The sequence below is a fragment of the Ruegeria sp. CDSC045 genome, assembly GCF_059610725.1.
In genome coordinates, this window is sequence record NZ_JBXWOE010000001.1 from 916,842 (window position 1) to 939,275 (window position 22,434).

27 protein-coding genes are annotated in these 22,434 nt (G+C 55.8%); 13 read left to right on the plus strand and 14 right to left on the minus strand.

Annotated elements, in window-relative coordinates; all coding sequences use genetic code 11:
- Positions 1 to 47: 47 nt before the first annotated feature.
- Together AC2FH6_RS04575 and AC2FH6_RS04580 are read right to left on the minus strand one after the other, a co-directional pair.
- Positions 48 to 494, minus strand: coding sequence for a phasin family protein (locus AC2FH6_RS04575; RefSeq protein WP_142633002.1), 447 nt, complete (start codon positions 492 to 494; stop codon positions 48 to 50).
- Positions 495 to 628: 134 nt separating this feature from the next.
- Positions 629 to 2,431: a PHA/PHB synthase family protein gene (locus tag AC2FH6_RS04580; RefSeq protein WP_496692387.1), complete on the minus strand. Its 1,803-nt coding sequence runs from the start codon at positions 2,429 to 2,431 to the stop codon at positions 629 to 631.
- Between the two features lie 111 nt (positions 2,432 to 2,542).
- On the opposite strand from AC2FH6_RS04580, the gene phaZ reads away from it, so the two are divergent.
- Together phaZ and AC2FH6_RS04590 are read left to right on the plus strand one after the other, a co-directional pair.
- Positions 2,543 to 3,814: a polyhydroxyalkanoate depolymerase gene (gene phaZ / locus AC2FH6_RS04585; RefSeq protein WP_496700579.1), complete on the plus strand. Its 1,272-nt coding sequence runs from the start codon at positions 2,543 to 2,545 to the stop codon at positions 3,812 to 3,814.
- A gap of 5 nt (positions 3,815 to 3,819) precedes the next feature.
- Positions 3,820 to 4,404, plus strand: coding sequence for a DUF6151 family protein (locus tag AC2FH6_RS04590; protein ID WP_496701385.1), 585 nt, complete (start codon positions 3,820 to 3,822; stop codon positions 4,402 to 4,404).
- Here AC2FH6_RS04590 and AC2FH6_RS04595 read toward each other — a convergent pair.
- The 4 genes from AC2FH6_RS04595 to AC2FH6_RS04610 all read right to left on the minus strand — a co-directional run bounded on the left by AC2FH6_RS04595 (position 4,395) and on the right by AC2FH6_RS04610 (position 7,568).
- Positions 4,395 to 5,111 (minus strand): alpha/beta fold hydrolase, encoded by a 717-nt coding sequence (locus tag AC2FH6_RS04595; RefSeq protein WP_496701387.1) that lies wholly within the window; start codon positions 5,109 to 5,111, stop codon positions 4,395 to 4,397. The genes AC2FH6_RS04590 and AC2FH6_RS04595 overlap by 10 nt on opposite strands.
- Positions 5,112 to 5,195: 84 nt before the next feature.
- Positions 5,196 to 5,810 (minus strand): hypothetical protein, encoded by a 615-nt coding sequence (locus tag AC2FH6_RS04600; RefSeq protein WP_496701519.1) that lies wholly within the window; start codon positions 5,808 to 5,810, stop codon positions 5,196 to 5,198.
- Between the two features lie 28 nt (positions 5,811 to 5,838).
- Positions 5,839 to 6,819, minus strand: coding sequence for an alpha/beta hydrolase (locus AC2FH6_RS04605; protein WP_496701389.1), 981 nt, complete (start codon positions 6,817 to 6,819; stop codon positions 5,839 to 5,841).
- The gene (locus tag AC2FH6_RS04610) at positions 6,819 to 7,568 is read right to left on the minus strand and encodes an alpha/beta fold hydrolase (protein WP_496701391.1); all 750 of its coding nucleotides are present in this window, start codon (positions 7,566 to 7,568) and stop codon (positions 6,819 to 6,821) included. The genes AC2FH6_RS04605 and AC2FH6_RS04610 overlap by 1 nt, the downstream gene beginning before the upstream one ends.
- 218 nt (positions 7,569 to 7,786) lie before the next feature.
- On the opposite strand from AC2FH6_RS04610, the gene thrS reads away from it, so the two are divergent.
- The 5 genes from thrS to AC2FH6_RS04635 all read left to right on the plus strand — a co-directional run bounded on the left by thrS (position 7,787) and on the right by AC2FH6_RS04635 (position 12,474).
- The gene (gene thrS, locus AC2FH6_RS04615; RefSeq protein ID WP_496701393.1) at positions 7,787 to 9,745 is read left to right on the plus strand and encodes a threonine--tRNA ligase; all 1,959 of its coding nucleotides are present in this window, start codon (positions 7,787 to 7,789) and stop codon (positions 9,743 to 9,745) included.
- 221 nt (positions 9,746 to 9,966) lie between these two features.
- Entirely contained in the window at positions 9,967 to 10,269 is a 303-nt protein-coding gene (locus AC2FH6_RS04620) for a BufA1 family periplasmic bufferin-type metallophore (protein ID WP_142632987.1), read from the plus strand.
- Positions 10,270 to 10,343: 74 nt separating this feature from the next.
- A complete protein-coding gene (bufB, locus tag AC2FH6_RS04625) occupies positions 10,344 to 11,201 on the plus strand; it encodes an MNIO family bufferin maturase (RefSeq protein ID WP_496695924.1) in 858 nt (285 codons plus the stop codon).
- Positions 11,198 to 11,959, plus strand: a complete 762-nt coding sequence (locus AC2FH6_RS04630) for an HvfC/BufC family peptide modification chaperone (protein WP_496701395.1) — start codon at positions 11,198 to 11,200, stop codon at positions 11,957 to 11,959. Before bufB ends, AC2FH6_RS04630 begins: the two co-directional genes overlap by 4 nt.
- The gene (locus tag AC2FH6_RS04635; protein ID WP_496695928.1) at positions 11,956 to 12,474 is read left to right on the plus strand and encodes a hypothetical protein; all 519 of its coding nucleotides are present in this window, start codon (positions 11,956 to 11,958) and stop codon (positions 12,472 to 12,474) included. The genes AC2FH6_RS04630 and AC2FH6_RS04635 overlap by 4 nt, the downstream gene beginning before the upstream one ends.
- Before the next feature lies 1 nt (position 12,475).
- Here AC2FH6_RS04635 and AC2FH6_RS04640 read toward each other — a convergent pair whose 3' ends face one another.
- Both AC2FH6_RS04640 and AC2FH6_RS04645 read right to left on the minus strand, forming a co-directional pair.
- Positions 12,476 to 12,844 carry a hypothetical protein gene (locus AC2FH6_RS04640; RefSeq protein WP_142632981.1) on the minus strand — a complete coding sequence of 123 codons (369 nt, stop codon included), beginning with the start codon at positions 12,842 to 12,844 and terminating at the stop codon, positions 12,476 to 12,478.
- 41 nt (positions 12,845 to 12,885) lie between these two features.
- Positions 12,886 to 13,203 (minus strand): ArsC/Spx/MgsR family protein, encoded by a 318-nt coding sequence (locus AC2FH6_RS04645; RefSeq protein ID WP_142635075.1) that lies wholly within the window; start codon positions 13,201 to 13,203, stop codon positions 12,886 to 12,888.
- A 216-nt stretch (positions 13,204 to 13,419) separates the two neighbouring features.
- Here AC2FH6_RS04645 and AC2FH6_RS04650 point away from each other — a divergent pair, with 216 nt between their 5' ends.
- Complete coding sequence (locus AC2FH6_RS04650) at positions 13,420 to 13,626, plus strand: cold-shock protein (RefSeq protein WP_142632979.1); 207 nt, start codon at positions 13,420 to 13,422, stop codon at positions 13,624 to 13,626.
- A 435-nt stretch (positions 13,627 to 14,061) separates the two neighbouring features.
- Here the strand turns inward: AC2FH6_RS04650 and thyX are convergent, their stop codons facing one another.
- The gene (gene thyX, locus AC2FH6_RS04655) at positions 14,062 to 14,973 is read right to left on the minus strand and encodes an FAD-dependent thymidylate synthase (protein WP_496701397.1); all 912 of its coding nucleotides are present in this window, start codon (positions 14,971 to 14,973) and stop codon (positions 14,062 to 14,064) included.
- A gap of 175 nt (positions 14,974 to 15,148) precedes the next feature.
- On the opposite strand from thyX, the gene AC2FH6_RS04660 reads away from it, so the two are divergent.
- From AC2FH6_RS04660 to AC2FH6_RS04670, 3 genes are read left to right on the plus strand one after another with little or no spacing between them, the layout of a single operon-like run.
- Positions 15,149 to 15,577: a VOC family protein gene (locus AC2FH6_RS04660; RefSeq protein WP_142632976.1), complete on the plus strand. Its 429-nt coding sequence runs from the start codon at positions 15,149 to 15,151 to the stop codon at positions 15,575 to 15,577.
- Positions 15,574 to 16,278, plus strand: a complete 705-nt coding sequence (locus tag AC2FH6_RS04665) for a DUF1194 domain-containing protein (protein WP_281994409.1) — start codon at positions 15,574 to 15,576, stop codon at positions 16,276 to 16,278. Before AC2FH6_RS04660 ends, AC2FH6_RS04665 begins: the two co-directional genes overlap by 4 nt.
- Positions 16,275 to 17,003, plus strand: a complete 729-nt coding sequence (locus tag AC2FH6_RS04670; RefSeq protein ID WP_496700586.1) for a DUF1194 domain-containing protein — start codon at positions 16,275 to 16,277, stop codon at positions 17,001 to 17,003. The genes AC2FH6_RS04665 and AC2FH6_RS04670 overlap by 4 nt, the downstream gene beginning before the upstream one ends.
- On the opposite strand, the gene AC2FH6_RS04675 is transcribed toward AC2FH6_RS04670, so the two are convergent.
- The 3 genes from AC2FH6_RS04675 to AC2FH6_RS04685 all read right to left on the minus strand — a co-directional run bounded on the left by AC2FH6_RS04675 (position 16,997) and on the right by AC2FH6_RS04685 (position 18,218).
- The gene (locus AC2FH6_RS04675; RefSeq protein ID WP_496700587.1) at positions 16,997 to 17,494 is read right to left on the minus strand and encodes a MarR family winged helix-turn-helix transcriptional regulator; all 498 of its coding nucleotides are present in this window, start codon (positions 17,492 to 17,494) and stop codon (positions 16,997 to 16,999) included. The genes AC2FH6_RS04670 and AC2FH6_RS04675 overlap by 7 nt on opposite strands.
- Positions 17,495 to 17,571: 77 nt before the next feature.
- A complete protein-coding gene (locus AC2FH6_RS04680; RefSeq protein WP_496700638.1) occupies positions 17,572 to 17,796 on the minus strand; it encodes a succinate dehydrogenase assembly factor 2 in 225 nt (74 codons plus the stop codon).
- A gap of 32 nt (positions 17,797 to 17,828) precedes the next feature.
- Positions 17,829 to 18,218 carry a helix-turn-helix domain-containing protein gene (locus tag AC2FH6_RS04685; protein WP_142632968.1) on the minus strand — a complete coding sequence of 130 codons (390 nt, stop codon included), beginning with the start codon at positions 18,216 to 18,218 and terminating at the stop codon, positions 17,829 to 17,831.
- 92 nt (positions 18,219 to 18,310) lie between these two features.
- Between AC2FH6_RS04685 and AC2FH6_RS04690 the strand changes: the two genes are divergently transcribed.
- Both AC2FH6_RS04690 and AC2FH6_RS04695 read left to right on the plus strand, forming a co-directional pair.
- Complete coding sequence (locus AC2FH6_RS04690) at positions 18,311 to 19,513, plus strand: pyridoxal phosphate-dependent aminotransferase (protein ID WP_496700588.1); 1,203 nt, start codon at positions 18,311 to 18,313, stop codon at positions 19,511 to 19,513.
- Positions 19,514 to 19,524: 11 nt separating this feature from the next.
- Entirely contained in the window at positions 19,525 to 19,926 is a 402-nt protein-coding gene (locus tag AC2FH6_RS04695) for a hypothetical protein (protein ID WP_271947903.1), read from the plus strand.
- A gap of 7 nt (positions 19,927 to 19,933) precedes the next feature.
- Here the strand turns inward: AC2FH6_RS04695 and AC2FH6_RS04700 are convergent, their stop codons facing one another.
- Together AC2FH6_RS04700 and ppk2 are read right to left on the minus strand one after the other, a co-directional pair.
- On the minus strand, positions 19,934 to 21,286 hold the full coding sequence (locus tag AC2FH6_RS04700) for an MATE family efflux transporter (RefSeq protein ID WP_282021853.1): 1,353 nt from the start codon (positions 21,284 to 21,286) through the stop codon (positions 19,934 to 19,936).
- A 116-nt stretch (positions 21,287 to 21,402) separates the two neighbouring features.
- Positions 21,403 to 22,329, minus strand: a complete 927-nt coding sequence (gene ppk2, locus AC2FH6_RS04705) for a polyphosphate kinase 2 (protein ID WP_142632960.1) — start codon at positions 22,327 to 22,329, stop codon at positions 21,403 to 21,405.
- Positions 22,330 to 22,434 lie beyond the last annotated feature (105 nt).

The window sequence follows — 22,434 nt, forward strand, 5'->3', positions numbered from 1 at the left end:
CGCGATTGCACCAAATGGGAGGAGTGGGTGCGCCTCGCTATCTTACCTTACTTGGCGCCAGCTGCTTTTTTCGCAGCAGTGGACACGTCGTTGGTTGCTTTTTTGACAACGGCAGTTGCGTCTTCTGCAGCGTTTTTGCCAGCAGCCATCAGCAGCTCAACGGTTTCCGACTGAACTTTTTTCGCGATTTCAGCGAAAGCAGCCAGGTTTTCAGCAGCAACTTCTGCCGACGCGCTTGCGTAGTCGGTTGCAGCTTTTGCGTAATCTGCAGGGTCAGATTTCGCTTTCGACATATCGGACAGTTTGGCCAGGGTTTCCTTGGTCCATTTGTTCGAAATCTCAGCCGATTTCTCAGCCGCTTCCAGAGCAACGCCCGACAGCTTTTCGTTCAAGGTCGCGGTGGTGTTGAACGCACCTTCCAGAGCGGTGGTGTCAACAGGGAATGCACCCATCATGTCTTTCAGGGTCGCGGTAAAGTCTTGAGTCTTTGCCATTGTCCAAATCCTTTGCTTGCCGATCCGGGCCAACCCCGGGCTTCATCAGCTTGAGGACAATATCGTTGCTGCATCGCAGCATTGCAAGTTTTTTCTTGCTGCGCTGCAGCAATATTTTTCTAAACTGTTAAAAATCAATCTGTTGCCTTCACCAAAACATAGGTTCCTGGTGCCTCGGCCAGGGAAGCGTATCCCGAATCGCCCACTTGGCGCGCGGGGATCTGCTTGCCGGATCTCTTCTTCAGCCAAGCTTCCCACTGCGGCCACCAGGACCCTTTATGAAAATCGGCCTCTTTCATCCACGCATCGGCATCCGCATTGAGATCAGGGTTGGTGTAGTGGCCGTATTTCTTCTTGCTCGGCGGGTTCACGATGCCTGCTATGTGACCGGATTCCGAAACGACAAACGTCTTCGAACGTGACCCCATCTGCTGCACACCCCGATAACAATCTTTCCAGGCGGCGATATGGTCGGTTTCACAGCTGATGGCCATCAAAGGAACATCAACGTCGCGGATATGTAGTTTGTGCCCAAGCAAATCGAAACCGTCGGTCACAAATTGATTTTTCTGACAAAGCCCCCGCAAATACTCGATTGCCATTTTGCCCGGAAGATTTGCGCCATCCCCGTTCCAGTAGAGCAAATCAAACGCCGGAGGGGTCTCGCCCATCATATAGCTTCGAATGGCGGGGCCGTAGATCAGGTCATTCGATCGCAGGAACGACATGGTACGACCTATGACCCATGCTTTTAGGATACCGTCTTTCGTCACTTGTTCTTGAATGCCGTCGACAAAGTCGTTCTGTAGGAACGGCGTGAATTCCCCCTGCTCACCGAAATCGGTCAAGGTTGTAAAGAAGGTCGCCGATTTGATGGATTTGTCGCCACGCTGTTTCATCAGGGACAGCGTCAGGCTCAACGTGGTGCCGGCAATGCAATATCCCACCGCATTGACCTGCTTGACCTTACAGATCGACTTGACGGTCTCGATGGCGGTCAGAAATCCCTCTTCGACATAGTCGCCCATACCGACCTCGGCATGAGAAGCATCCGCATTTACCCAACTTACAACAAACAGGGTATAGCCCTGCTCGGTCACCCATTTGATGAGGCTGTTCTGCGCCTTAAGGTCCAGAATATAGTATTTGTTGATCCAGGGCGGAAACAGAACGATCGGGGTTTCGTGTACGGTCTCGGTCGTGGGTTTGTACTGGATCAACTCCATAAGCCTGTTGCGATAGACCACGTCGCCCGGAGTTGTCGCGATATTCTCGCCAAGCTTGAACGCAGATTCATCCGCCAGTCTGACAACCATTTCACCATTATTGGCTTCTAGGTCAGCAACTAGATTCTCTAGCCCTTTGATCAGCGATTGCCCTTCCGTCTCGACCGCCTTTTCCAGCGCGTCGGGATTGGAGGCCAGGAAATTCGTCGGAGACATCAAGTCAATGATCTGTTGCGAAAAGAAATGCAGCCTCTGCTTGTCCTTGCCGTCCAGATCGTCGACCGAAGCAACCGCCTGCGCGATTGCATCGGCATTTGTCTGATACTGCTGGCGAATAAACCGGAAATAGGGGTTGGTGTCCCAAAGAGGGTTTGAGAACCGTTTATCCTTGGGTCCGGGTTCGCTGTCCTCGACCCCGCCGGCGGCCAGCGCCTGCTGAGCCTCAGCAAAGTTCATAACGGATTGTCCCCAGAAGGCGACCTGATGTTCCAGAAGCTTGGCGGGATTCTGCCACGCTTCGGCGAAATACGAAGTTGCTGCTCTTGCGAAAAGATCTTGATTCGGACCGTCCAACGCGGGAGTGTGCGCCTCTTTGCCAGCCATCACATCGATCAGCCTTTTCGACAATTCTTCGACTTTCGTCATATTTTCTCTAATCCGTTCAAGGTGTTCCTCGGACAGCTCTGGCGCGTTATCTTCACTTGTTGTCATTTTAACAATTCCACCCTAACCTCGCTGCTATGCAGAATAACGTCGTGGGCGTCGGGGGGCAAAGCGACGAATGGTCCGAATTATCAGGCTGACACTCAGGAGGCCCATTTCATGCGCTACATGATGACCTACGATCTGATGGAAACGCTGCGCAACACCAATCAGTGGATGGGTGCTACGGCAAGTGCCATGGCTTCTTATCCGCTGTTTTCGATGGTGCCCAACCCTGCGTTCAGCATGATGGCCGCCTGGGGCGAGGTGACTGAGCGGACGTTCCAGCGCATGGTTGTAAAACCCGACTGGGGAATCCGTACATTCACTTGCGAAGACGGCAAGGATCATCTGGTCGATATTGTCCCGGTGATCGAACGCCCTTTTGGTGATTTGATACATATACGTGTCAATGGCCGCGCCGAACAGCCCCGCAAGGTGCTGTTGGTCGCCCCGATGTCTGGACATTACGCCACTTTGCTTCGGTCCACCGTAAAAAGCCTCTTGGTGAATTGCGAAGTTTATATCACAGACTGGCATAATGCGCGCGATATCCCCGTGTCCGAAGGTAAGTTTGATGTAGAGGATTATACACTTTACCTTGTCGATTTCATGAAAGAATTGGGACCGGACACCCACGTTGTAGCCGTCTGCCAACCGGCGCCGCTGACTCTGGCCGCCACAGCCTATCTGGCCGAGGTCGAACCCAAAGCCCAACCCAGCACGCTGACATTGATCGGCGGACCTGTTGACCCGGATGCCACACCTACCGACGTGACTGATTTTGGCCGCCGCGTGACAATGGGGCAGCTGGAAGAAACCATGATTCAGCGCGTCGGCTTCAAGTATAAGGGCGTCGGGCGCATGGTGTATCCCGGCCTGCTGCAGTTGGCCTCGTTCATGTCGATGAATTCGGACCGGCATTCTCAGGCGTTTTCCGAGCAGATCCAGAGGGTTATGCGGGACGAGGCTTCGGATCACGATGCCCATAACAGATTCTACGATGAATACCTCGCCGTCATGGACATGACCGCCGAGTTCTACCTTTCAACCGTCGAACGCGTCTTCAAAAACCGCGAAATCGCGCGCAACGAGTTTGTTGTTGCAGGGCACAAGGTAGATATCGGCAAAATTACAAACGTTGCTGTCAAAACAGTCGAAGGTGCGAATGACGACATCTCGGCCCCTGGCCAGTGCATTGCTGCGCTCGAGCTGTGTACAGGGCTGCCGGATTCGAAAAAAGCCAGCCATGTCGAACCTGGCGCAGGTCACTATGGCATCTTCGCCGGCCGCAGCTGGCGCGACAATATCCGCCCATTGGTGATCGAATTTATGAACGCCAACGCCCGCAAACCCTCTCGCAAAGCGGCCAACCGCAACAAAGTGGCCTAACGCCGATGGGAAAGAAAGTCGCCAAACAGACGGCTTTCGCCTGCAACTGTGGAAAACTCTTTGGCAGCATTACAGCCAGAGGCGTTCAGTACGGAACGCATGTAGTCTGCTTTTGCCGTGATTGCCGGGCCGCGCAGATATATTTCGGGCAACCGGACCCTGCGCCGGAACCGGTGGACATTTTCCAAATGGCCCCTGAAGAAATAAGGATCGACGGCGGCATCGAACACCTGGCCGCGATGCGCCTTGGCCCCAAGGGGATGCTGCGCTGGTATGCCAGCTGCTGCAATGCGCCGCTGGCGACGACATCAAATACTCCAAAATTTCCGTTTGCGGGCTTTGATGTGAAACGAGTTTCCGACCCGGACTGTTTAGGGCCGGTTATGACCCAAGGGTTCATTCCCCAGGCCGATGGAAAACACAAACACAAGCGACTGGGTTACGCTGTCGCCGGGATTGTTACGCGGGTACTAAAATCCCGGCTTTCTGGCAGCTGGAGGGACACCCCGTTCTTTGATCAGAATACGGGCCAGACGATCTCAACCCCGGTCATTCTCAGCAAAGAACAGCGTAAAGCGCTCTACGCGTAATCCAGCGCAGGCTTCACGCTGAGCCAGGTCTTCAGCGCCTCGGTGACATTTTCAGGCGATTCCAACGTAGGCAAATGTCCTGCATCCTTGATGACGTGCAGTTCTGCATTTGGGATCAGGTCCGCCATGAACGCATGCCTTCGCACCGGGACAACCGTGTCATGCGCCCCACATAGCACCAAAGTCGGGGCCGTGATCCGGCGCAGGTTGCCCTGCTGATCCGGGCGACGCTGCAGCGCACGAATCTGACGCTCGAACACCTGCGGGCCCAAATCCAACGCCATCGAGATGACATCAGCAAGAATGGGAATACGCCGAGGCCCCGGGGCCAGCGAATCCGATCCAATCAGCCGACGCATCACTTCCTCTAACCGACCCATCTTGGCGGCGACCAACAGCTCCTCCCGCGCGGCTGCCGTCTGGGGCGATTCCGAATGCGCATCCGAAGCCATCAGACACAAGCGCGACACCCTTTCGGGTGCATATCGGACAATTTCCAAAGCGACTACGGCGCCCAAGCTTAGGCCCGCCAATGCAAAGCGTTTTGGCAACTGAACCAATAGGCCCCGCGCGATCTCTTCAATCCGTTCAGCAGTCGAAACCGAAGCGACCGTCACGGCGCGATCACGTGACAGGGCGCGCATCTGATGCTCAAATACCCGCGCATCACACATCAAACCGGGTAAAAGAACCAACGGCTCGATCAAACAACGCCTCCTTTGGAAAAGTCACTCAAATCGTCGTCATTAGTTTCAGGATGAGAGGTTTTGTATGGTTCGGCAAGTTAAAGTTCAGGGGTAGCGGATACCGCGAAAAGCGGGGAAGTCCGCATATCGTCTTTGCCGCTCAAGGTCACCCTCGCCAGGCGCGCCTCCTGGGCGCAGAAGGCAGCCCCGCGGCGCGATATAGCTGTCGATGCGCTTATGAGGCACAGGCCTCCAGACCAGATTGAAAGCACAGAGTTTTGGAAAGAACCAGATTTCGGAATAATCCAGATGGTCGTGCATCCACCACGCCAAATCCCGCCAATCCCGCCCCGCCTCATATTGATCCGCAAACCATGGGATCACGATCGATGCACCGGCAATCCGATCATCACCCACCGCGCGATCCCAGATGTGACATTCAAGCGGGTTATCATTTCGCGCGCAATTCAGCCGGTTTTCATTACCGAAACGGTTCAATGATGCCGAGCGATAGCCGGATCGTACGGCAATCCGGCCAAAGGTCTCCTCAAGCGGGTCCAGCAGGGTTTCGCAAAGCGCCTTTCCAGTTTCGATGGCAAGGTTGGGATCGTCTGGAAAATTCTGCTTTTTGTGAAAATTGCTTATTTCCGAATACAGAAAATCGCGCATGAAAAAATGACGGGACAAACGCACACGACCGAGGGTTTCAAGGCTCCACATACTGCCTGGTCTGCGCATTATTTCTTCCTCACTCGATCCCCAAGGTTTTCAACCATCTCAGGATACCAACCACCACTTCGTCGGTCTGCCCCGGAGACATCAACCGCCCGGCGATCACATGGGAATTAGGATCGTCCCCGGGCCCCATTGTTACCAGCTCAACCGACGCAGGGGCGCCCCATGCCTTGGCAATCTCGTGGGTCAGGTCGGCACGCACGACCTGATCTTCATTCGAGAACCAGAACAACGCGGGAACCTTTGCGTCTGAAAAATCCAGCGCATAGACCACATCCACCAGCACTGTCATCGGCACCACAGCCTGCCAAGGGTAGACCGCCGACCAGAATTTGTTCATTTCCGGGTTCACCCCTGCGACGCCCCGGGTTTCACCCATCATCAGGGGCAACCAGATGCGCGCCCAAGGCAATCCGGGTATCCATGCGCCGGCCGCTTTAACGCCGAAATTCGGAGAAACAAATACGAACCCCGCAACGTTTTGGCTCAGCTCTTCATTCAGTGCGGCCGCAGCTGCCAACGTGCCGCCGGTTGATGTCGAAATCACTACGACCTTATCCCCAACCGCCCGTGCAGCAGCCAGCCCTTCGGCAAGATCCTGCATCCAACCCGAGGCCGTCGCCTCACCCATTGCATCCCCGCCGCGACCATGACCCTGCAGCCGCGTGTAGACCAGATTGGCGCCCAACGTTTCGGCGAGCAGATCGGGAACCGGTCGGATCTCTTCGGATGATGCAGAAAACCCGTGCAGATACAGAATCGAAACAGGTGTTCGCTGCTCTTTATAGCCCTCTTGCCAAATAACTCGCTTTTCGACCCCCGGAATGATGTCGGCGAATGCAGATTCCACACTTTCGAAATAGACCTGCACCCCTTCACCGAATTTGCGCGCGTCAAATGTTGGGGCCAGATCAACATTCTCACGCGGGCCAAACCAATAGATCAGGCCAAACGCAACGATCAATGTCAGAAAAACGCGACCCAATATCCGCATTATTGGGCTGCCATCACATCGAGAACGGCTTGTTCGATCAACCCCAGGCATGGGCCATCCGAAAAGCGATGATCGGCGTGCTTGATCAATGACAGGCGCATATCGGGCCCGAACGCATGTTCAATCAGGCGCACTGCTGTTCCGGCTGAAACCGCTGTGTCTTCGGTACCTTGCAAAAACCGCACGGGAAAAGGCAGATGCAGAGGCTTGCGCAGGACCAAATGTTGGCGACCATCTTCGATCATCCGTTTGGTCACGATGTATGGCTCCATATAGTCCGAAGGCAGCTCGACATGGCCAACAGTTTCCAGTGCCTGTTTCTGGTTTTCCGAGAATGAAGCCCAATACCCGTCCTCGGTAAAATCCGGCGCAGCAGCGATGGTCACCATTCCCTGAATCCGATCTGGCAGCGCTTTGGCCAACAGCAGCGCCTGCCACCCCCCCATGGACGAGCCGACAACAATCAGCGGCCCATCCGTCAATTCCGTGATCGCGGCCAGCGTATCCTCATGCCAGTCACCAATGCATCCTTCTTCGAACTTGCCCCCGCTTTCACCGTGACCTGAATAGTCGAACCGCAGAAATGAATGGCCACGCCCCTTCGCCCAGGCCTCCAAATGCACCGCCTTGGTGCCTTCCATATCGGATTTGAGCCCGCCCAGAAACACGATGGTCGGCCCGATGCCCTCGCTTTTATGATAGGCCAGCCGCCGTCCCTGCGCCGTTTCCAGAAAATTCGTCGCTGCCATGACACCCTCTTTTCTTTTTCCGATATCATGCACGCCCCACCCCTAAGTGCAATTCCCAGATCCCCCTTCATCTGGCCAAAAATACCTCGGGGAGCGTGAAGGGCTGGCCCCTCGCGCCGGCCCTTGACAGGTCCACCCCCACCTGACAAATGAAGCGAACACAACATAACCCGCAACCGGGCGTTCAGTGGGCGCCAAACCGACGAGGAGAGCCAGCCATGGCCTTGGACGCACAGTCAATCTCTCTCACTTTTCCTGACGGCAATGCACGATCCTATGAAGTGGGTGTAACCCCTGCGCAGGTGGCCGCCGACATCTCGACCTCACTGGCCAAAAAGGCCATCTCAGCCACGGTGAATGGCCAGCATTGGGATCTGCAATGGCCCATTGAATCTGATGCCGAAATCGCCCTGCACACCATGAAAGATGAAGATCAGGCAAACGAGCTGATCCGCCACGACCTCGCCCATATCATGGCCCGCGCCGTGCAGGAAATCTGGCCCGACACTAAAGTCACCATCGGCCCCGTCATCGAAAACGGCTGGTACTACGATTTCGACCGGGCCGAGCCATTTACGCCCGAAGATCTCGGCGCGATTGAGAAAAAGATGAAGGAAATCATCAACAAGCGCGACACCGTGACCACCGAGGTCTGGGACCGTCAGCGCGCGATTGATTTCTACACCAAAAACAACGAGCCTTATAAGGTCGAGCTGATCGACGCCATCCCCGGGGATGAACCTTTGCGCATGTACTGGCATGGCGACTGGCAAGACCTGTGCCGCGGTCCGCATCTGCAGCATACCGGCCAGGTTCCGGGCGATGCGTTCAAGCTAATGAGCATTGCTGGCGCCTATTGGCGCGGTGACAGCGACCGTGCGATGCTGCAACGCATCTATGGCGTGGCTTTTACCGGCAAGGAAAAGCTAAAAGCGCACCTGCACATGCTGGAAGAGGCTGCCAAGCGTGACCACCGCAAGCTGGGCCGCGAAATGAACCTGTTCCACATGCAGGAAGAGGCTCCGGGCCAGATCTTCTGGCATCCGAATGGCTGGAAGATCTATACCACCCTGCAGGACTATATGCGCCGCATGCAGGAACGTGACGGCTATGTCGAAGTCAACACACCGCAGGTTGTTGACCGCAAATTGTGGGAAGCCTCGGGCCACTGGGACAAGTATCAGGAAAACATGTTCATCGTCGAAGTCGACGAGGAACATGCCCGTGAAAAGGCCGTGAACGCCCTTAAGCCGATGAATTGTCCCTGCCACGTGCAGGTGTTCAATCAGGGTCTGAAATCCTATCGCGATCTGCCTCTGCGCATGGCCGAGTTTGGGTCTTGCGCGCGGTACGAACCCTCTGGCGCGCTGCATGGTATCATGCGGGTGCGCGGTTTTACCCAGGACGATGGGCATATTTTCTGCGCCGAAGATCAGATCGAATCTGAAACTGCAAAATTCATCGCGTTTCTGTCGAAGGTCTATGCCGATCTCGGTTTCCATGATTGGACCATCAAGCTCTCGACGCGCCCGGAAAAACGCATCGGGTCGGATGAAAGCTGGGATCTGGTCGAAAAAGCCCTAGGTGACGCCTGCAAGGCCGCAGGATACGACTATGAGCTTCTCGAAGGCGAAGGCGCCTTCTACGGACCCAAGCTTGAATTCACCCTTACCGACGCGATCGGCCGTACCTGGCAATGCGGCACCCTTCAGGTGGACCCCAACCTGCCTGAGCGGCTGGACGCCAATTTCATTGGCGCGGACGGATCGAAGCACCGCCCCTTCATGCTGCATCGTGCAACGCTGGGTTCGTTCGAACGGTTCATCGGCATCCTGATCGAAGAACACGCGGGCAAATTGCCCTTCTGGCTGGCCCCGCGTCAGGTCGTGGTCGCTTCGATCACCTCCGAGGCTGACGGTTACGTGCAGGAAGTGGTTGAGACACTCAAGGCCGCAGGTATCCGAGCCGAGGCGGACATCCGCAACGAAAAGATCAACTATAAGGTTCGTGAACACTCGGTCGGCAAAGTTCCGGTCATTCTGGCCGTCGGTCACCGTGAAGTTGAGGACCGCACGGTCAGTGTCCGTCGTCTTGGTGAGAAACAGACACAAGTGCAGCCGCTTGAGGCTGTAACAAATGAACTGTCGCGGGCCGCTACGCCGCCCGACCTGCTGTAACAATCAGCGGCAAATTGCACAAAATCCGGCCCTCTCTGAGGGGCCGGATTGAAACATTTGCGTTTTATCTCTTCTAAAACAAACTATTAGTTTGCAAGATGTCATGACAGTCATTGACGGGCTCGTGAGACACAGGCTCGTGAATTCAACTGTGACCTGCAACCCATTACCTTTGTCATTGTCGAACACAGACATACGCAGTCATCAAAAGGATAACCGAGATGTCGAACACCGCTAAATCCCTTGTCATCGCAAGCGCCGTAGCCGCAGCCGTTTCAGGCATGGCCACAACCGCATCCGCACAAGCCAAAGAAAAGTGCTATGGCGTTTCTCTGGCCGGTCAGAACGATTGTGCCGCCGGTCCTGGTACCACGTGCGCGGGCACCTCGACTGTTGATTATCAGGGCAATGCCTGGACGCTGGTAGATGCCGGCACCTGCGCCGATATCGACCTGCCTCAGTCAGCTGACGGCGCTGCCCGCAAGGGATCGCTCGAGCCGCTGGAGCGTGACCTGCCGGCATAAGCCTGAGTTTTTGCCAAATCTGAGGGGCGGGCAAGAATCGCCCGCCTCTTTTTTCAAGACCGCGAGGTTACCAGATGCTGGACAGCACAATCCGATCGAACAGGCTGCCTGCGGCACCAGGCGTCGGCTATAAGCCTCAGCATTTCCAGCAGATTCTGGATCACCCGCAACCGGTCGCATGGCTGGAAATCCACGCCGAGAACTACATGGGCGATGGTGGCCGACCGCTGGCACAGCTGCGGCACTTGTCGGAACACTTCCCGATTTCCGTCCACGGCGTTGGCCTGTCCATCGGCGGAGAAGGCCCGCTGGATACAGACCACTTGGCCCGCTTGAAACACCTCGTCGGCTGGCTCAACCCCGCCAGCTTTTCCGAACATCTGGCCTGGTCGACACATGACAGCCACTTCCTGAATGATCTGTTGCCCCTGCCCTATACCGACGCAACCCTTGCACGGATTTGCGATCATATCGACCAAGTTCAGAATGTCGTTGGGCGACAGATGCTGCTTGAAAACCCGTCAAGCTATCTAGCATTTGATGAAAGCACGTGGTCCGAACCCGACTTCCTGCGCGAAATTTCGGGCCGCACCGGATGCGGGCTCTTGCTGGATGTGAACAACGTTTTCGTATCGGCGACAAATCTCGACTTCTCACCGCAGAGCTATATCGACGCCTATCCGCTGGACAAGGTTGGTGAGATCCACCTTGGCGGGCATGATGAGGATGAAGACGACCACGGGCTTCCCTTGTTGATCGATAGCCACGGGCGAGAAGTGGTTGATCCGGTTTGGGCGCTTCTGAACTATGTGCTTGAACAATCGGGACCAAAACCTGTTCTTGTGGAATGGGATACCGACGTCCCTGATTGGCCTGTCTTGCGTGCCGAAGCCGATCGCGCCCAAGCGGCACTGGACCGCATTCCAGCATGAGCGTGTCGCAAGAAGAGTTTCACCTGGCTTTGCTGGATCCAGCCATGTCGGTGCCTGAGGGCCTTGTGGACGCGTCGGATCAGCCGGCGGGACGGCGTTTCAGTGTCTATCGCAACAATGTTGCCGTTTCGCTGACCGAAGCCATGCATCAGGCCTTCCCGGTGATCGCCAAGTTGCTGGGTTCGCAAAACATGGACGGGTTGGCCGGGCTTTTTCTGCGCAGCCACCCACCAACCTCGCCGTTGATGATGTTCTATGGCGAAGCGTTTCCGGATTTCCTGGCCGGGATGGATCAGCTGTCGCATATCGGGTACCTGCCCGATGTGGCGCGACTGGAGCTGGCCCTTCGCCGATCTTACCACGCGGCGGACAGCGTGCCAGCGTCGGACGACGCGTTAGCCGTGCCACCCGAAGATCTGTTCCGGGCCCGATTGGAATTCGCACCTTCGATGCAGATCTTGCGCTCGGACTGGCCCATCTTTTCGATATGGCGGTTCAATACCGAAGACGGCGCACCGAAACCCCAAGCTGGTGCTGAAGATACCCTGATCACGCGCCGCGAATATGATCCTGTTCCTCAGGCCCTGCCGCAAGGCGGGGCGGGTTGGATCGCCGCGATGCAGGCCGGAAACACAATCGGACAGGCATTTGAAAACACTACCGAAACCACCCCGGATTTTGATCTTGGGGCCACTCTGGCGCTGCTGTTACAGGGCGGCGCTATCACTTCTGTGACTATTGAAAGGCTGGCAACATGACTGCCCTGATCTCTCTTCATAACAACGTCCTGGGACGGATCGACAGCTCGGCCAACTGGCTGACACCAACCCTGGCGCGTCTTGTCTTTGTTGCCGTGTTGCTTGTCTACTACTGGAACTCAGCCACCCTGAAAATCGACGGGTCGATTTTCTCTCCGTCAGCGGGGGCGTTTGGGCAGATTTTCCCCAAAGCGGCAGAGGCCGTACTTTATGACGTAACCCAGATGACTTTTTTCCAACGCGTCGTAATCTTTCTGGGAACAGTCGCCGAATTTGTCCTGCCAGCCTTGTTGCTGGTCGGCCTGCTGACCCGGGTGGCAGCCCTTGGGATGATTGGGTTTGTTTGGGTCCAGACCATTGTCGACGTGACCGGTCATGGCGTCAAATTGGGAGGCCTGTTCGACAACGCACTTACCTTGATGGATCAGCGCGTGATGTGGACTTTCCTGTTTCTGGTCATCGCGATAAACGGCGCAGGCCCGATCTCGATCGATCGCATCCTGCGCCTGAAGTAACTCAGAAATGTGCCTTGGGCTCGTCCGGTTTACCCGCGGCCAGCCCAAGGAGACCCGCCACGGCGGCAAAGGCAACCGGGAACATGGTGAACACATTGAACCCGAACGCATAATACATCCCAGCCGCAGAAATCAGCAGCAACACGCCACCAATCAGAGCGCGGGCATGTGCCATCGCCCCGCCCGCAATAGCCAATAAAGGCGCAAGGATCGCCGCGGTTCGGATCAACTGCGCATTGTCCACCTGCTCGGCGATCCCGTCGATTTCGCCAAACCTGTCGATCAACTCGACATATCCATAGCCAACAAACCCGACCAACATGCCGATCAGACCGGCAACTACCCCTAAAATCATCGCTGCGTTACGCATTTAGAACCCTCTAGCTTGCGACCAACCACATAAGTACCCACTCAGCCAACGCCAAGGGCTGCCTGCGTTTCAGCCGTCCAGCCCAGATAAAGTGCACCGTCTTTCTCAACAAGCGGTCGCTTCATTAAGGTTGGGTGTTCCTGCAAGAGTTCCAGCGGCTCTTTTTTGCGCTGCTCTGCATCCAACCCGCGCCACGTTGTCGACCTGGTATTGAGCAAAGCCTCGCCGAAACGTTTTAGGGCCTGCGCCAGTACCGCATCCGGCACACCTTGCGCGCGAACATCGATAAAATCCGAACCCTCAAGCGATTTCAAAGCCTTACGACAAGTATCGCAAGTCTTCAATCCATATACGCGCATTTTCGAGCTGCTCCTGTTTCGATCTTGATAATGGGCAAATTCGCCAGTGTATTCCGGTATTTCTTGATTTTTTACTTCACCGTGCAATGTTGAAAAAGACGAAACACGTAATTCGGGCCGTGTCGTGTGGACGAGACGGTGATGTGTTGCGGTTACGTCAATCGCTACCCCCACCAATTTTGTGGGACAACGTGCAAGTAGAAGGAGACACGGGAAATGCCAACTGGCACCGTGAAATGGTTCAATACCACCAAAGGCTATGGGTTTATTGCCCCTGATGAAGGCGGCAAGGACGTATTTGTTCACATCTCGGCCGTTGAAAGATCTGGTCTTACCGGACTCGCTGACAATCAGAAGGTCGCTTACGAACTTGAAGACGGACGTGACGGCCGACAAATGGCTTCAGATTTGAAGCCACTGTAAAATCCCGTTACTGCGGGTACGAAAATCAGGACAACGGCCAATTTCAGGCCGTTGGCCATCGAAAGTGAAGTGCCTATTCTCGCGCCCTGCTGCTTTCGGGGCGCGTGGTTCAATTTTGCCACATGGCACGATACAGGACGTACTGGTCGCACAGGTGACCTCCATCGTCCAGTTGCCGGATTATCTAGTCCACACTTCCATCAGTTGTTCAGGATTGCACATCCTGGCTCTTGCCCGCTCAGAGGTGAACTGGAGCGCAAGTTTTTGGTGCATGTAGCCGTGGGTTCGCAAATCACCATCGACGATGGGGGGCCTCGGCCTGTGCCACGCAAGGCAGGAACAGGGTCAGACAACCGGTTTTGATCAAAACTGAAAGTGTCATGAAACGATCGCAACCATTTCATGACGCCCCGTATAGACAGACGGCAAGCGCACTCAGCTTTCCTTGATGATCGCCTCGAACTCACGCCATTCCCGCCCGGTCATGCCCGAGTTTTCCTGCGTGACCGTCTCTCCGGCCAACATCCGACGCAGGCTGTCGACCATCTGCGCGGAAAGATTGACCGCACCCAGGCGGTAATCTTCAAACGCCTTATAGGCGGCCGGCACCCAATCAGCGACGATCTTGCACATGGCATCGGCGTAAACACGAATTTCGTATTGGGCATGAGGATCCGCGCGCAGACGCAGGAAGTGGAACAGGTTGTGCAGGTCAACCTTCCAGTACCATTGCGTGTAGATATTCGCCGGAAGGTTCATCCGCGCCAGTTCACGCGCAAGCCCTTGCTGCCCGTCCTGACCCATCATCGCCTCGTAATTGTCATAACAACGCGCGCTATCAGCTTTCAATATCTCAAGGACGCGCGCGGCTTCATCGCCCTGCAACGTATCGCCGCGACCCTGATTGTTGATCTCGGACTGCGCGGACACGTGCTCGGGTGCCGGGATATAGAATTCACGGTCCAAAATCGAATAGCGCGCCGAATATTCATTCACATTCGCTGTCCGGTGCCGAATCCACTGTCGCGCGACAAAAACCGGTAACTTGACGTGCAACTTTATCTCGCACATCTCAAACGGGGTCGAGTGCCAGTGCCGCATCAGATAGCGGATCAACCCTTCGTCATTTTGCACTGATTTGGTGCCCTTGCCATAGGACACGCGTGCGGCCTGACAAATCGCTGCGTCATCACCCATATAGTCGATCACGCGCACAAAACCGTGGTCCAGAACCTGATGCGCCGTGTACAGGTGTTCCTCCATCCCCGCAGCTACAACACGGCGTGTTGGATGCGATTGCGCCCGTTGCGCTTCGATCTCGGCCAGTTGGTCAGAGGACAGCGGCATGAAATTTCCTTTCCAGCAATGAGTCGCCTGCCACTATATATCGCCAATCAAAAGACAGGAACCGCGATATGTGCGCCCACATTTGCATTTTCAGAATTGTGTCCGCGCGGCCTCTCGACACGTGATGTACGCGCGCTAAGGTGCAGGGCATCACCGGAACAGAAAGGAACCCGCAATGGGGCTCACTTACCTCCACACCATGGTTCGCGTGAAGGACCTGGACAAATCCATGGCGTTTTACAAGTTGCTGGGCCTTAAGGAAACGCGCCGCTATGACAGCGAACAGGGGCGGTTTTCCCTGATCTTCATGGCTCCCGCTGGGCAAGAGGATCGACCAATCGAGTTGACCTATAACTGGGATGGGGATGACGATCTGCCCAACGACAGCCGCCATTTCGGCCATCTCGCCTATGGAGTCGACAATATTTATGAAACCTGTCAGCACCTGCAGGACAATGGAGTCGTGATCAACCGGCCACCACGCGACGGCCGAATGGCGTTTGTCAGGTCACCCGACAATATCTCGGTAGAGTTGCTACAAAACGGTGATGCGCTGGAACCGGCCGAACCCTGGGCCAGCATGGAAAGCACCGGGCACTGGTGATCCGCTGGTTGATCACACTGGGCCTAGCCTTTTTAGCCAGCCCCCTGCGGGCCGAGCCCTGTCGCCTTGCGCTTGCGCTGGCAATGGACATTTCAACATCGGTAAGCGCAGAAGAGGACGCGCTGCAAAGGCAGGGCCTTGCCGCAGCGTTGGTTGCCCCCGAGGTGACCGAGGCCTTCTTTTCCTCGTCGATGCCGGTCGCGCTGGCTGTTTATGAATGGAGCGGCCGGGACGTTCAGCACATCATACTGGGCTGGACGATGATCAACACGCAGACCGATTTGCTGGTGGCAGCGACCACGATACAGCAATCGGTCCGATCAGACAGCGACTCGGCCACGGCGATGGGGTATGCGCTAGCCTTTGGGGCGACGCTGATGCAGCAGGCCCCGACATGTCTTTTTCAAACCATTGATCTGTCAGGTGACGGTTCGAACAACGATGGATATGGCCCGGATTCCGCCTATCGGCATTTTCCCTTTGAGAATACGATTGTGAATGGCCTGGTCATTAATGCCGCCGACTTCGAAGGCGAGCTGTACCTGATTCCCTTCTTTGAAAACAATGTCCTGTACGGCCCCGGCGCGTTTCTGGAAATCGCCGACGGGTTCCAGGATTTCGAACGCGCCATGCGGCGCAAACTTGAACGCGAACTAAAAGGTATGCAGATCGGCGCATTGTCGGGCCCCGGCCAGCGATGATACGTGCGCTTGCAACGATAGTCAGCATATTGGCCACCTCTGCGGCATCAGAATGCCGCCATGCTTTGGCTTTGGGCCTGGATGTGTCGGGATCAGTCGACAGCTCGGAATACCGGTTGCAGCTTGGCGGCTTGGCAGGTGCTTTGCGCAGGCCCGAGATTAAGCAACTCTTTCTTTCAGACACAGCAAACCCGGTACACATCGCGATTTATGAGTGGAGCGAACCCGGCCACCAACGCCTGTTACTGGGCTGGACCGCAGTACAATCGGACCTCGATCTGGGGCGCATAGCCACCCTGCTCGACCATGTGAAACGCAGCGGCGCTCCGCAAGGAACCGCCGTCGGGTCCGCCATGCTGTTCGGTGCCGAGCTTTTGGGCCAGAAACCCGATTGCTGGAAGCGGACATTGGATCTGTCGGGGGACGGAAAGCACAATATCGGCCTGCATCCAAGAAATGCGAAACAGACGCTCTCTGACGACGGTATCACGATCAATGGACTGGTCATCGGTGCCGACGACCCTGACATCGGTAGCACCCGCTATGTTCAGGTCGGAGAGCTGCTGGCCTATTTCAAAGCATGGGTCATCCTTGGCCCCGGCGCCTTTGTTGAGGTTGCCCTGGGCTTTGACGATTACGAAGAAGCAATGACCCGTAAACTGATCCGCGAACTTGAAGGCCTGACCCTATCGGATGCGGGACTGAGGCCGACCAAACATCAGTAGATATAGCGGATCTGATCCGTCCAATACCGTTCTACCCGCCGCAATGCTCCGGTAATGTCTTCGATCCCTTCCTGTCCAAGCACGCCGCGCGATTGTAGGCCTTCGGCATGTCTCGAAAACAGCTCGGAGACGATATCGCGGATTTCCCGGCCCTGTGGCGTCAACCGGACACGCACCGAACGGCGGTCTATTTCGCAACGCTGGTGGTGCATATACCCCATCTCGACCAATTTTTTGAGGTTGTAGCTGACATTGCTGCCTTGATAGTAGCCGCGGCTTTTCAATTCACCAGCGGTAACCTCATGATCCCCGATATTGAACAAAAGCAACCCTTGAACCGCGTTGATCTCAAGAACACCGACCCGTTCAAACTCATCTTTGATAACGTCCAACAACAAACGATGAAGCCGCTCAACCAGAGCAAGTGCCTCAAGATAGCTGGTCATGAAGCCTTTGACCCCCGGCGCGGAGACCTGCATTTCCAAACTCATACGATCCTCCGATTCATTCGCGCAGTTTCAGGCAGAATGAAGCGAAAAGCCGAAAAATCAGTTAAGCCGGATAATCTCTATTTTTGAAAGGTTTGTGCGATTTCGGAAACAAGGTCCGAGAATTGGGAAGGTGGCAGGACCTGACCGGTGACCCATTGATACAGGTCCTGATCATTCTCGTGCAACAGGGCGTCGTAAACATCCAGCCCTGTTGCATCCATGGAGTCCAGATTGCGGTCTGCATAGGCAGCCAGAATCAGATCCATCTCTTTGATGCCGCGTCGCATGGAACGCATTTTCATCCGTTTGATCCTGACATTGCGCGGTTCGGTCACTATTCCGCCTCCAGCATCATGCGCACACGTTTCTCCAGCCTTGCAGCCCGCTCGGCGCTGGCGCGCATCTCGCCTCGGATTGAACGAAGCTCGGATACGATTCCGGCCAGGTCAGGTGCGTTTTCTCCAGCCTCGACAGGGGCGTCCATCCCGTCGCCCTCGCCGGTGAGAAGCCACATGATCGAAACGTTGATCATGCCTGCCATCATCGACAGTCGGTTGGCCCGGGGCTCAGACAGATCATTTTCCCAGGCGGCAATCGTAGACTTCTTGACACCCAGCCTGCGGGCCAGATGTGCCTGCGTCATCCCCGCTGCTTCACGCGCCCCTGCCAGCCGGTCTCCGAATGTCGCCGCGTCGGGTCCGTACCAGTCATTTTCGTCGTTCATCGGGGTCTCCAAATCTCTTGTTTTATATCGCTTGATCGTCGTTCGGGCGCACCCTATGACAGTCAGGCTAAACATACAAACTGAGGCCGACCATGAGTTTCCTGTCTGCGACACTGTCACGCGTAAAACCATCTCCAACAATCGCGATGACAGCCAAGGCGGCCGAATTAAAGGCAGCCGGACGAGACGTAATTGGCCTAAGCGCCGGAGAGCCAGATTTCGACACGCCCCAGAACATCAAGGATGCTGCGGTGGCGGCCATCGCCGCTGGAAAGACCAAATACACCGCGCCCGATGGCATACCAGAGCTGAAGCAGGCGGTTTGCGCCAAGATGAAACGTGATCATGGACTGGACTATTCGCCTGCTCAGATCTCGGTCGGAACCGGTGGCAAGCAGACGTTGTATAACGCGCTGATGGCCACCATGAACACGGGCGATGAGGTGGTCATACCTGCGCCCTATTGGGTCAGCTATCCCGATATGGTTCTTCTGGCAGGGGGAACGCCTGTGACAGTTGAAACGACCTTGGAGAACAGTTTCAAACTAACCGCTGAACAGCTTGAGGCAGCTATTACCCCAAAGACCAAATGGTTCATCTTCAACTCTCCGTCCAACCCAACCGGTGCAGGGTATAGCCGGGCGGAACTGAGAGCTTTGACCGATGTCCTGATCAGGCACCCGCATGTTTGGGTAATGACAGATGATATGTACGAGCATCTGGCCTATGACGGGTTTGAATTCTGCACACCGGCCGAAGTCGAGCCCAGGCTTTATGACCGCACCCTGACCTGCAATGGTGTATCCAAAGCTTATGCGATGACTGGCTGGCGGATTGGCTATGCAGCAGGGCCTACCGAATTGATTGCGGCAATGCGCAAGGTTCAGTCGCAATCGACCTCGAACCCCTGCTCGATCAGCCAATGGGCGGCGGTAGAGGCGCTGAACGGTACACAGTCCTTTCTGGCCCCGAACAATGAAACGTTCAAACGCCGCCGTGATCTGGTCATCAGCATGCTGAACCAGATCGAAGGAGTGACCTGCCCAACTCCGGAAGGTGCGTTTTACGTCTACCCTTCCATTTCCGGGTTGATCGGAAAGACCACGCCTGCTGGCACTTTGATCGACACAGACGAAGCCTTCGCAACCGCGCTTTTGGAAGAGGCTGACGTTGCAGTCGTCTTCGGCGCTGCGTTTGGGTTGTCCCCCAACTTCCGCGTCAGCTATGCTACGTCAGATGAAGCGCTGACCGAAGCCTGCACGCGCATTCAGAGGTTTTGTGCTTCGCTGACCTGATCGGAGACCTTATGACTGCCGAATTGCCTGAGTACTATTTCCGCATACGCGAAAACGGTGCCGCGGTTTTCCGGATCGACACGGAAAACCGCCAACGTCGGATTGAAATGAACCAGATCGCGGTCATCAACATCCGCAACGGAGAGGTGAAGCCGCAGGGTCAGCGCGCTCTGACTGAGGCGGATCAGGCCGAAATCGAGCGCTGGATGGCAGAACGTAAAGATCTTCTGGCGCAGCGCGATATCGACGATATTCACCGCGCGGTGGACTATCTGAACCTAACCACACAGTGGGCCCAGTCCAAAGCGACTGACCAACAGCTCGAGGACGTTACGGACCGGCTACTACTGGCGATGCATGATCTGCGCAGCGTATTGGTTCGGAAGAAAGCCGACCGGCTGAACAAAGGCTAATTTGCCTTCACGCTGCCGGTTCAGCGATCATACGCACTGATCGTAACCAGAAGCGCGCCATCAACAGTACGGCGGCACAGGCAAGACCCAGCACAAGGCCCAACCAGACACCGACGCCCTCCATGCCGCGGATGAACCCAAAATAGTAGGACGCCGGAATTCCGACGACCCAATAGCTTAGCCCCGCCATGACCATTGGCACCTTGGCATCCTGCAATCCGCGCAAAAGGCCCAACGCGATCACCTGTGCGCCGTCCACCAGCTGGAACAACGCAGCCATGGCCAGCAATCCGGTACCTATGGCCAGAATCTCGGGGCGTTTCGGATCCTGCGGTTCCACAAATACGGAAATCAGAGGCTCGGCGCAGGTCAGGAATAGGATGATTGTCAGGATAGACACCACAAGGGACATCCCTGTCACGGCGACGGCTCCTTTTTCCAGATGCGCGCGGTCCTTGCGGCCAAGCGCATTGCCCGCCCGGATCGTGGCGGCGTTGGACAGGCCCAGATGCACCATGAATGTCGCCGAGGCGAGGTTCAGAGCGATCCCATGCGCCGCCAGCGGCACCTGACCGATCCAGCCCATCATAAAGGCCGACATCGCGAACAGAGACACTTCGGCCAGCAGGGTCAGCCCGATGGGTATGCCTAGCTTCAGAACGCTAAGCAGCATCTCCCAGTCGGGCCGCCAAAACCTTTGGAACAGGCTATGCTCGGGCAGAACTTTTACAGCATAGATGATAACCGCAATTAACGACACGGTCTGCGTCACGACCGAAGCGATAGCGGCGCCCATCACGCCCAGTTCAGGCGCACCCCAGTTGCCAAAGATCAAAGCATAGTTGGTCAGACCGTTCACCACCGCAGCTGCGACAGTGATCCACAAAACAACCTGGGTTCGCTCCAACGCCGCAAGGTAGGACTTCAAGACCATTACCACCAGAGCGGGGAACAGACCCCAGCCTGCAACCCGCAGGTATTCCGATGCAGTTTCTGCCACCTGTGGATCCTGATCTGTGGCGATCAAGATCGGGTATGACCACCACAGCAAGGGCATTACCACTGCTGCATATAGCAACGACAACCAGAGCCCCATACGGGTCGAACGGCGAATGCTGGTTTCATCGTCTTCGGCAGCGGCTGTTGCCACCATTGGCATAACGGCCAGACCGAACCCGCCCCCGAACAGGAACAGGACAAAGTAAAAGCTGCTGGCCAACGTGACCGCCGCCAAAGCTTCGACCCCGTACCAGCCAAGCATGATCGTGTCCGTCAGACCGATTGCGAACTGCGCCAGATGCCCGCCAACCAATGGCAGGCCCAGGACGGCAATGGCACGGAAATGGCCTTGATATGTCATCACCTTATTCATTCCACCAGCCATAGGCCCGGCGAAAGGCCGGGACAAGACCGGAACAGAGAAATTTCAGAGTGAGACATGGAACCGGGACAGGTGCCCTGCCCCGAACCTTAGGCCTAGCAGCGGGCGTCAGGATGCAGCGCGTTGCCCAGAATATGCTCGGATCGGTGGATCACATGATGCGCCTGACCCACGATCAAAGGATCGGGCTCGCCAACAATGCCGTGATCCTTGTCCGGGTAATCAAGTGTCGACAGAAAGTGGCGCATACAGTTCAGACGAGCGCGTTTTTTGTCATTCGATTTCACGATAGTCCAGGGCGCATCAGCGGTGTCTGTATAAAAGAACATCGCCTCTTTAGCCTCGGTATAGTCATCCCATTTTCCAAGGCTTGCCTTGTCGATCGGAGATAGTTTCCATTGTTTCAACGGATCGGTCTCACGGCTTTGAAACCGCCGCTGTTGTTCGGGTTGCGTGACCGAAAACCAGTATTTGTAAAGCTGAATTCCCGACCTCACCAACATCCGTTCAAGCTCTGGCGTCTGGCGCATAAACTCTAGGTACTCGTTCGGAGAACAGAACCCCATCACCCTCTCGACCCCGGCGCGGTTGTACCAAGAGCGGTCGTAGAACACCATTTCACCAACGGTGGGAAGCTCGTGCACATAGCGCTGATAGTACCATTGGCCCTTTTCTTCCCAGGTGGGTTTGTTAAGGGCGACCACGCGCGCCTGACGGGGGTTTAGGTGTTCCATAAACCGTTTGATTGTACCGCCTTTACCAGCCGCATCGCGCCCTTCGAACAGCAATACGAACCGTTGACCGGTTTCCTGCGCCCACAGCTGAACCTTAAGCAACTCAGCCTGCAGTTTGGCCTTCTCGGCCTCATAGACCCGCCGGGGCATCTTGCGATGATAGGGATATCTTCCGCTTTCGAATGCCTTGCGGATCTTTTCCGGGCTTGGCTCGGAAACAGCACCTGCAACAGGTGTTTCGTCATTCACGCGTGGTAGATTTTGCTCGGGTTGCGCAGCTGCATCCATACATATTCTCCTTTTTTTCACTGTTCGAAAAAACGGCTAGCAGAACCGAAGCTTTCGCGCTTTGATTGGGGTCAAACCAAATTCACTTATACGGCGAAAAGGCCA

Coding starts and splice junctions, on each gene's coding strand:
- AC2FH6_RS04575 (WP_142633002.1), bottom strand. CDS start 494: ATGGCAAAGACTCAAGACTTTACCGCGACCCTGAAAGACATGATGGGT.
- AC2FH6_RS04580 (WP_496692387.1), bottom strand. CDS start 2,431: ATGACAACAAGTGAAGATAACGCGCCAGAGCTGTCCGAGGAACACCTT.
- phaZ (WP_496700579.1), top strand. CDS start 2,543: ATGCGCTACATGATGACCTACGATCTGATGGAAACGCTGCGCAACACC.
- AC2FH6_RS04590 (WP_496701385.1), top strand. CDS start 3,820: ATGGGAAAGAAAGTCGCCAAACAGACGGCTTTCGCCTGCAACTGTGGA.
- AC2FH6_RS04600 (WP_496701519.1), bottom strand. CDS start 5,810: ATGTGGAGCCTTGAAACCCTCGGTCGTGTGCGTTTGTCCCGTCATTTT.
- AC2FH6_RS04605 (WP_496701389.1), bottom strand. CDS start 6,819: ATGCGGATATTGGGTCGCGTTTTTCTGACATTGATCGTTGCGTTTGGC.
- AC2FH6_RS04610 (WP_496701391.1), bottom strand. CDS start 7,568: ATGGCAGCGACGAATTTTCTGGAAACGGCGCAGGGACGGCGGCTGGCC.
- thrS (WP_496701393.1), top strand. CDS start 7,787: ATGGCCTTGGACGCACAGTCAATCTCTCTCACTTTTCCTGACGGCAAT.
- AC2FH6_RS04620 (WP_142632987.1), top strand. CDS start 9,967: ATGTCGAACACCGCTAAATCCCTTGTCATCGCAAGCGCCGTAGCCGCA.
- bufB (WP_496695924.1), top strand. CDS start 10,344: ATGCTGGACAGCACAATCCGATCGAACAGGCTGCCTGCGGCACCAGGC.
- AC2FH6_RS04630 (WP_496701395.1), top strand. CDS start 11,198: ATGAGCGTGTCGCAAGAAGAGTTTCACCTGGCTTTGCTGGATCCAGCC.
- AC2FH6_RS04635 (WP_496695928.1), top strand. CDS start 11,956: ATGACTGCCCTGATCTCTCTTCATAACAACGTCCTGGGACGGATCGAC.
- AC2FH6_RS04640 (WP_142632981.1), bottom strand. CDS start 12,844: ATGCGTAACGCAGCGATGATTTTAGGGGTAGTTGCCGGTCTGATCGGC.
- AC2FH6_RS04645 (WP_142635075.1), bottom strand. CDS start 13,203: ATGCGCGTATATGGATTGAAGACTTGCGATACTTGTCGTAAGGCTTTG.
- AC2FH6_RS04650 (WP_142632979.1), top strand. CDS start 13,420: ATGCCAACTGGCACCGTGAAATGGTTCAATACCACCAAAGGCTATGGG.
- thyX (WP_496701397.1), bottom strand. CDS start 14,973: ATGCCGCTGTCCTCTGACCAACTGGCCGAGATCGAAGCGCAACGGGCG.
- AC2FH6_RS04660 (WP_142632976.1), top strand. CDS start 15,149: ATGGGGCTCACTTACCTCCACACCATGGTTCGCGTGAAGGACCTGGAC.
- AC2FH6_RS04670 (WP_496700586.1), top strand. CDS start 16,275: ATGATACGTGCGCTTGCAACGATAGTCAGCATATTGGCCACCTCTGCG.
- AC2FH6_RS04675 (WP_496700587.1), bottom strand. CDS start 17,494: ATGAGTTTGGAAATGCAGGTCTCCGCGCCGGGGGTCAAAGGCTTCATG.
- AC2FH6_RS04680 (WP_496700638.1), bottom strand. CDS start 17,796: ATGAAAATGCGTTCCATGCGACGCGGCATCAAAGAGATGGATCTGATT.
- AC2FH6_RS04685 (WP_142632968.1), bottom strand. CDS start 18,218: ATGAACGACGAAAATGACTGGTACGGACCCGACGCGGCGACATTCGGA.
- AC2FH6_RS04690 (WP_496700588.1), top strand. CDS start 18,311: ATGAGTTTCCTGTCTGCGACACTGTCACGCGTAAAACCATCTCCAACA.
- AC2FH6_RS04695 (WP_271947903.1), top strand. CDS start 19,525: ATGACTGCCGAATTGCCTGAGTACTATTTCCGCATACGCGAAAACGGT.
- AC2FH6_RS04700 (WP_282021853.1), bottom strand. CDS start 21,286: ATGACATATCAAGGCCATTTCCGTGCCATTGCCGTCCTGGGCCTGCCA.
- ppk2 (WP_142632960.1), bottom strand. CDS start 22,329: ATGGATGCAGCTGCGCAACCCGAGCAAAATCTACCACGCGTGAATGAC.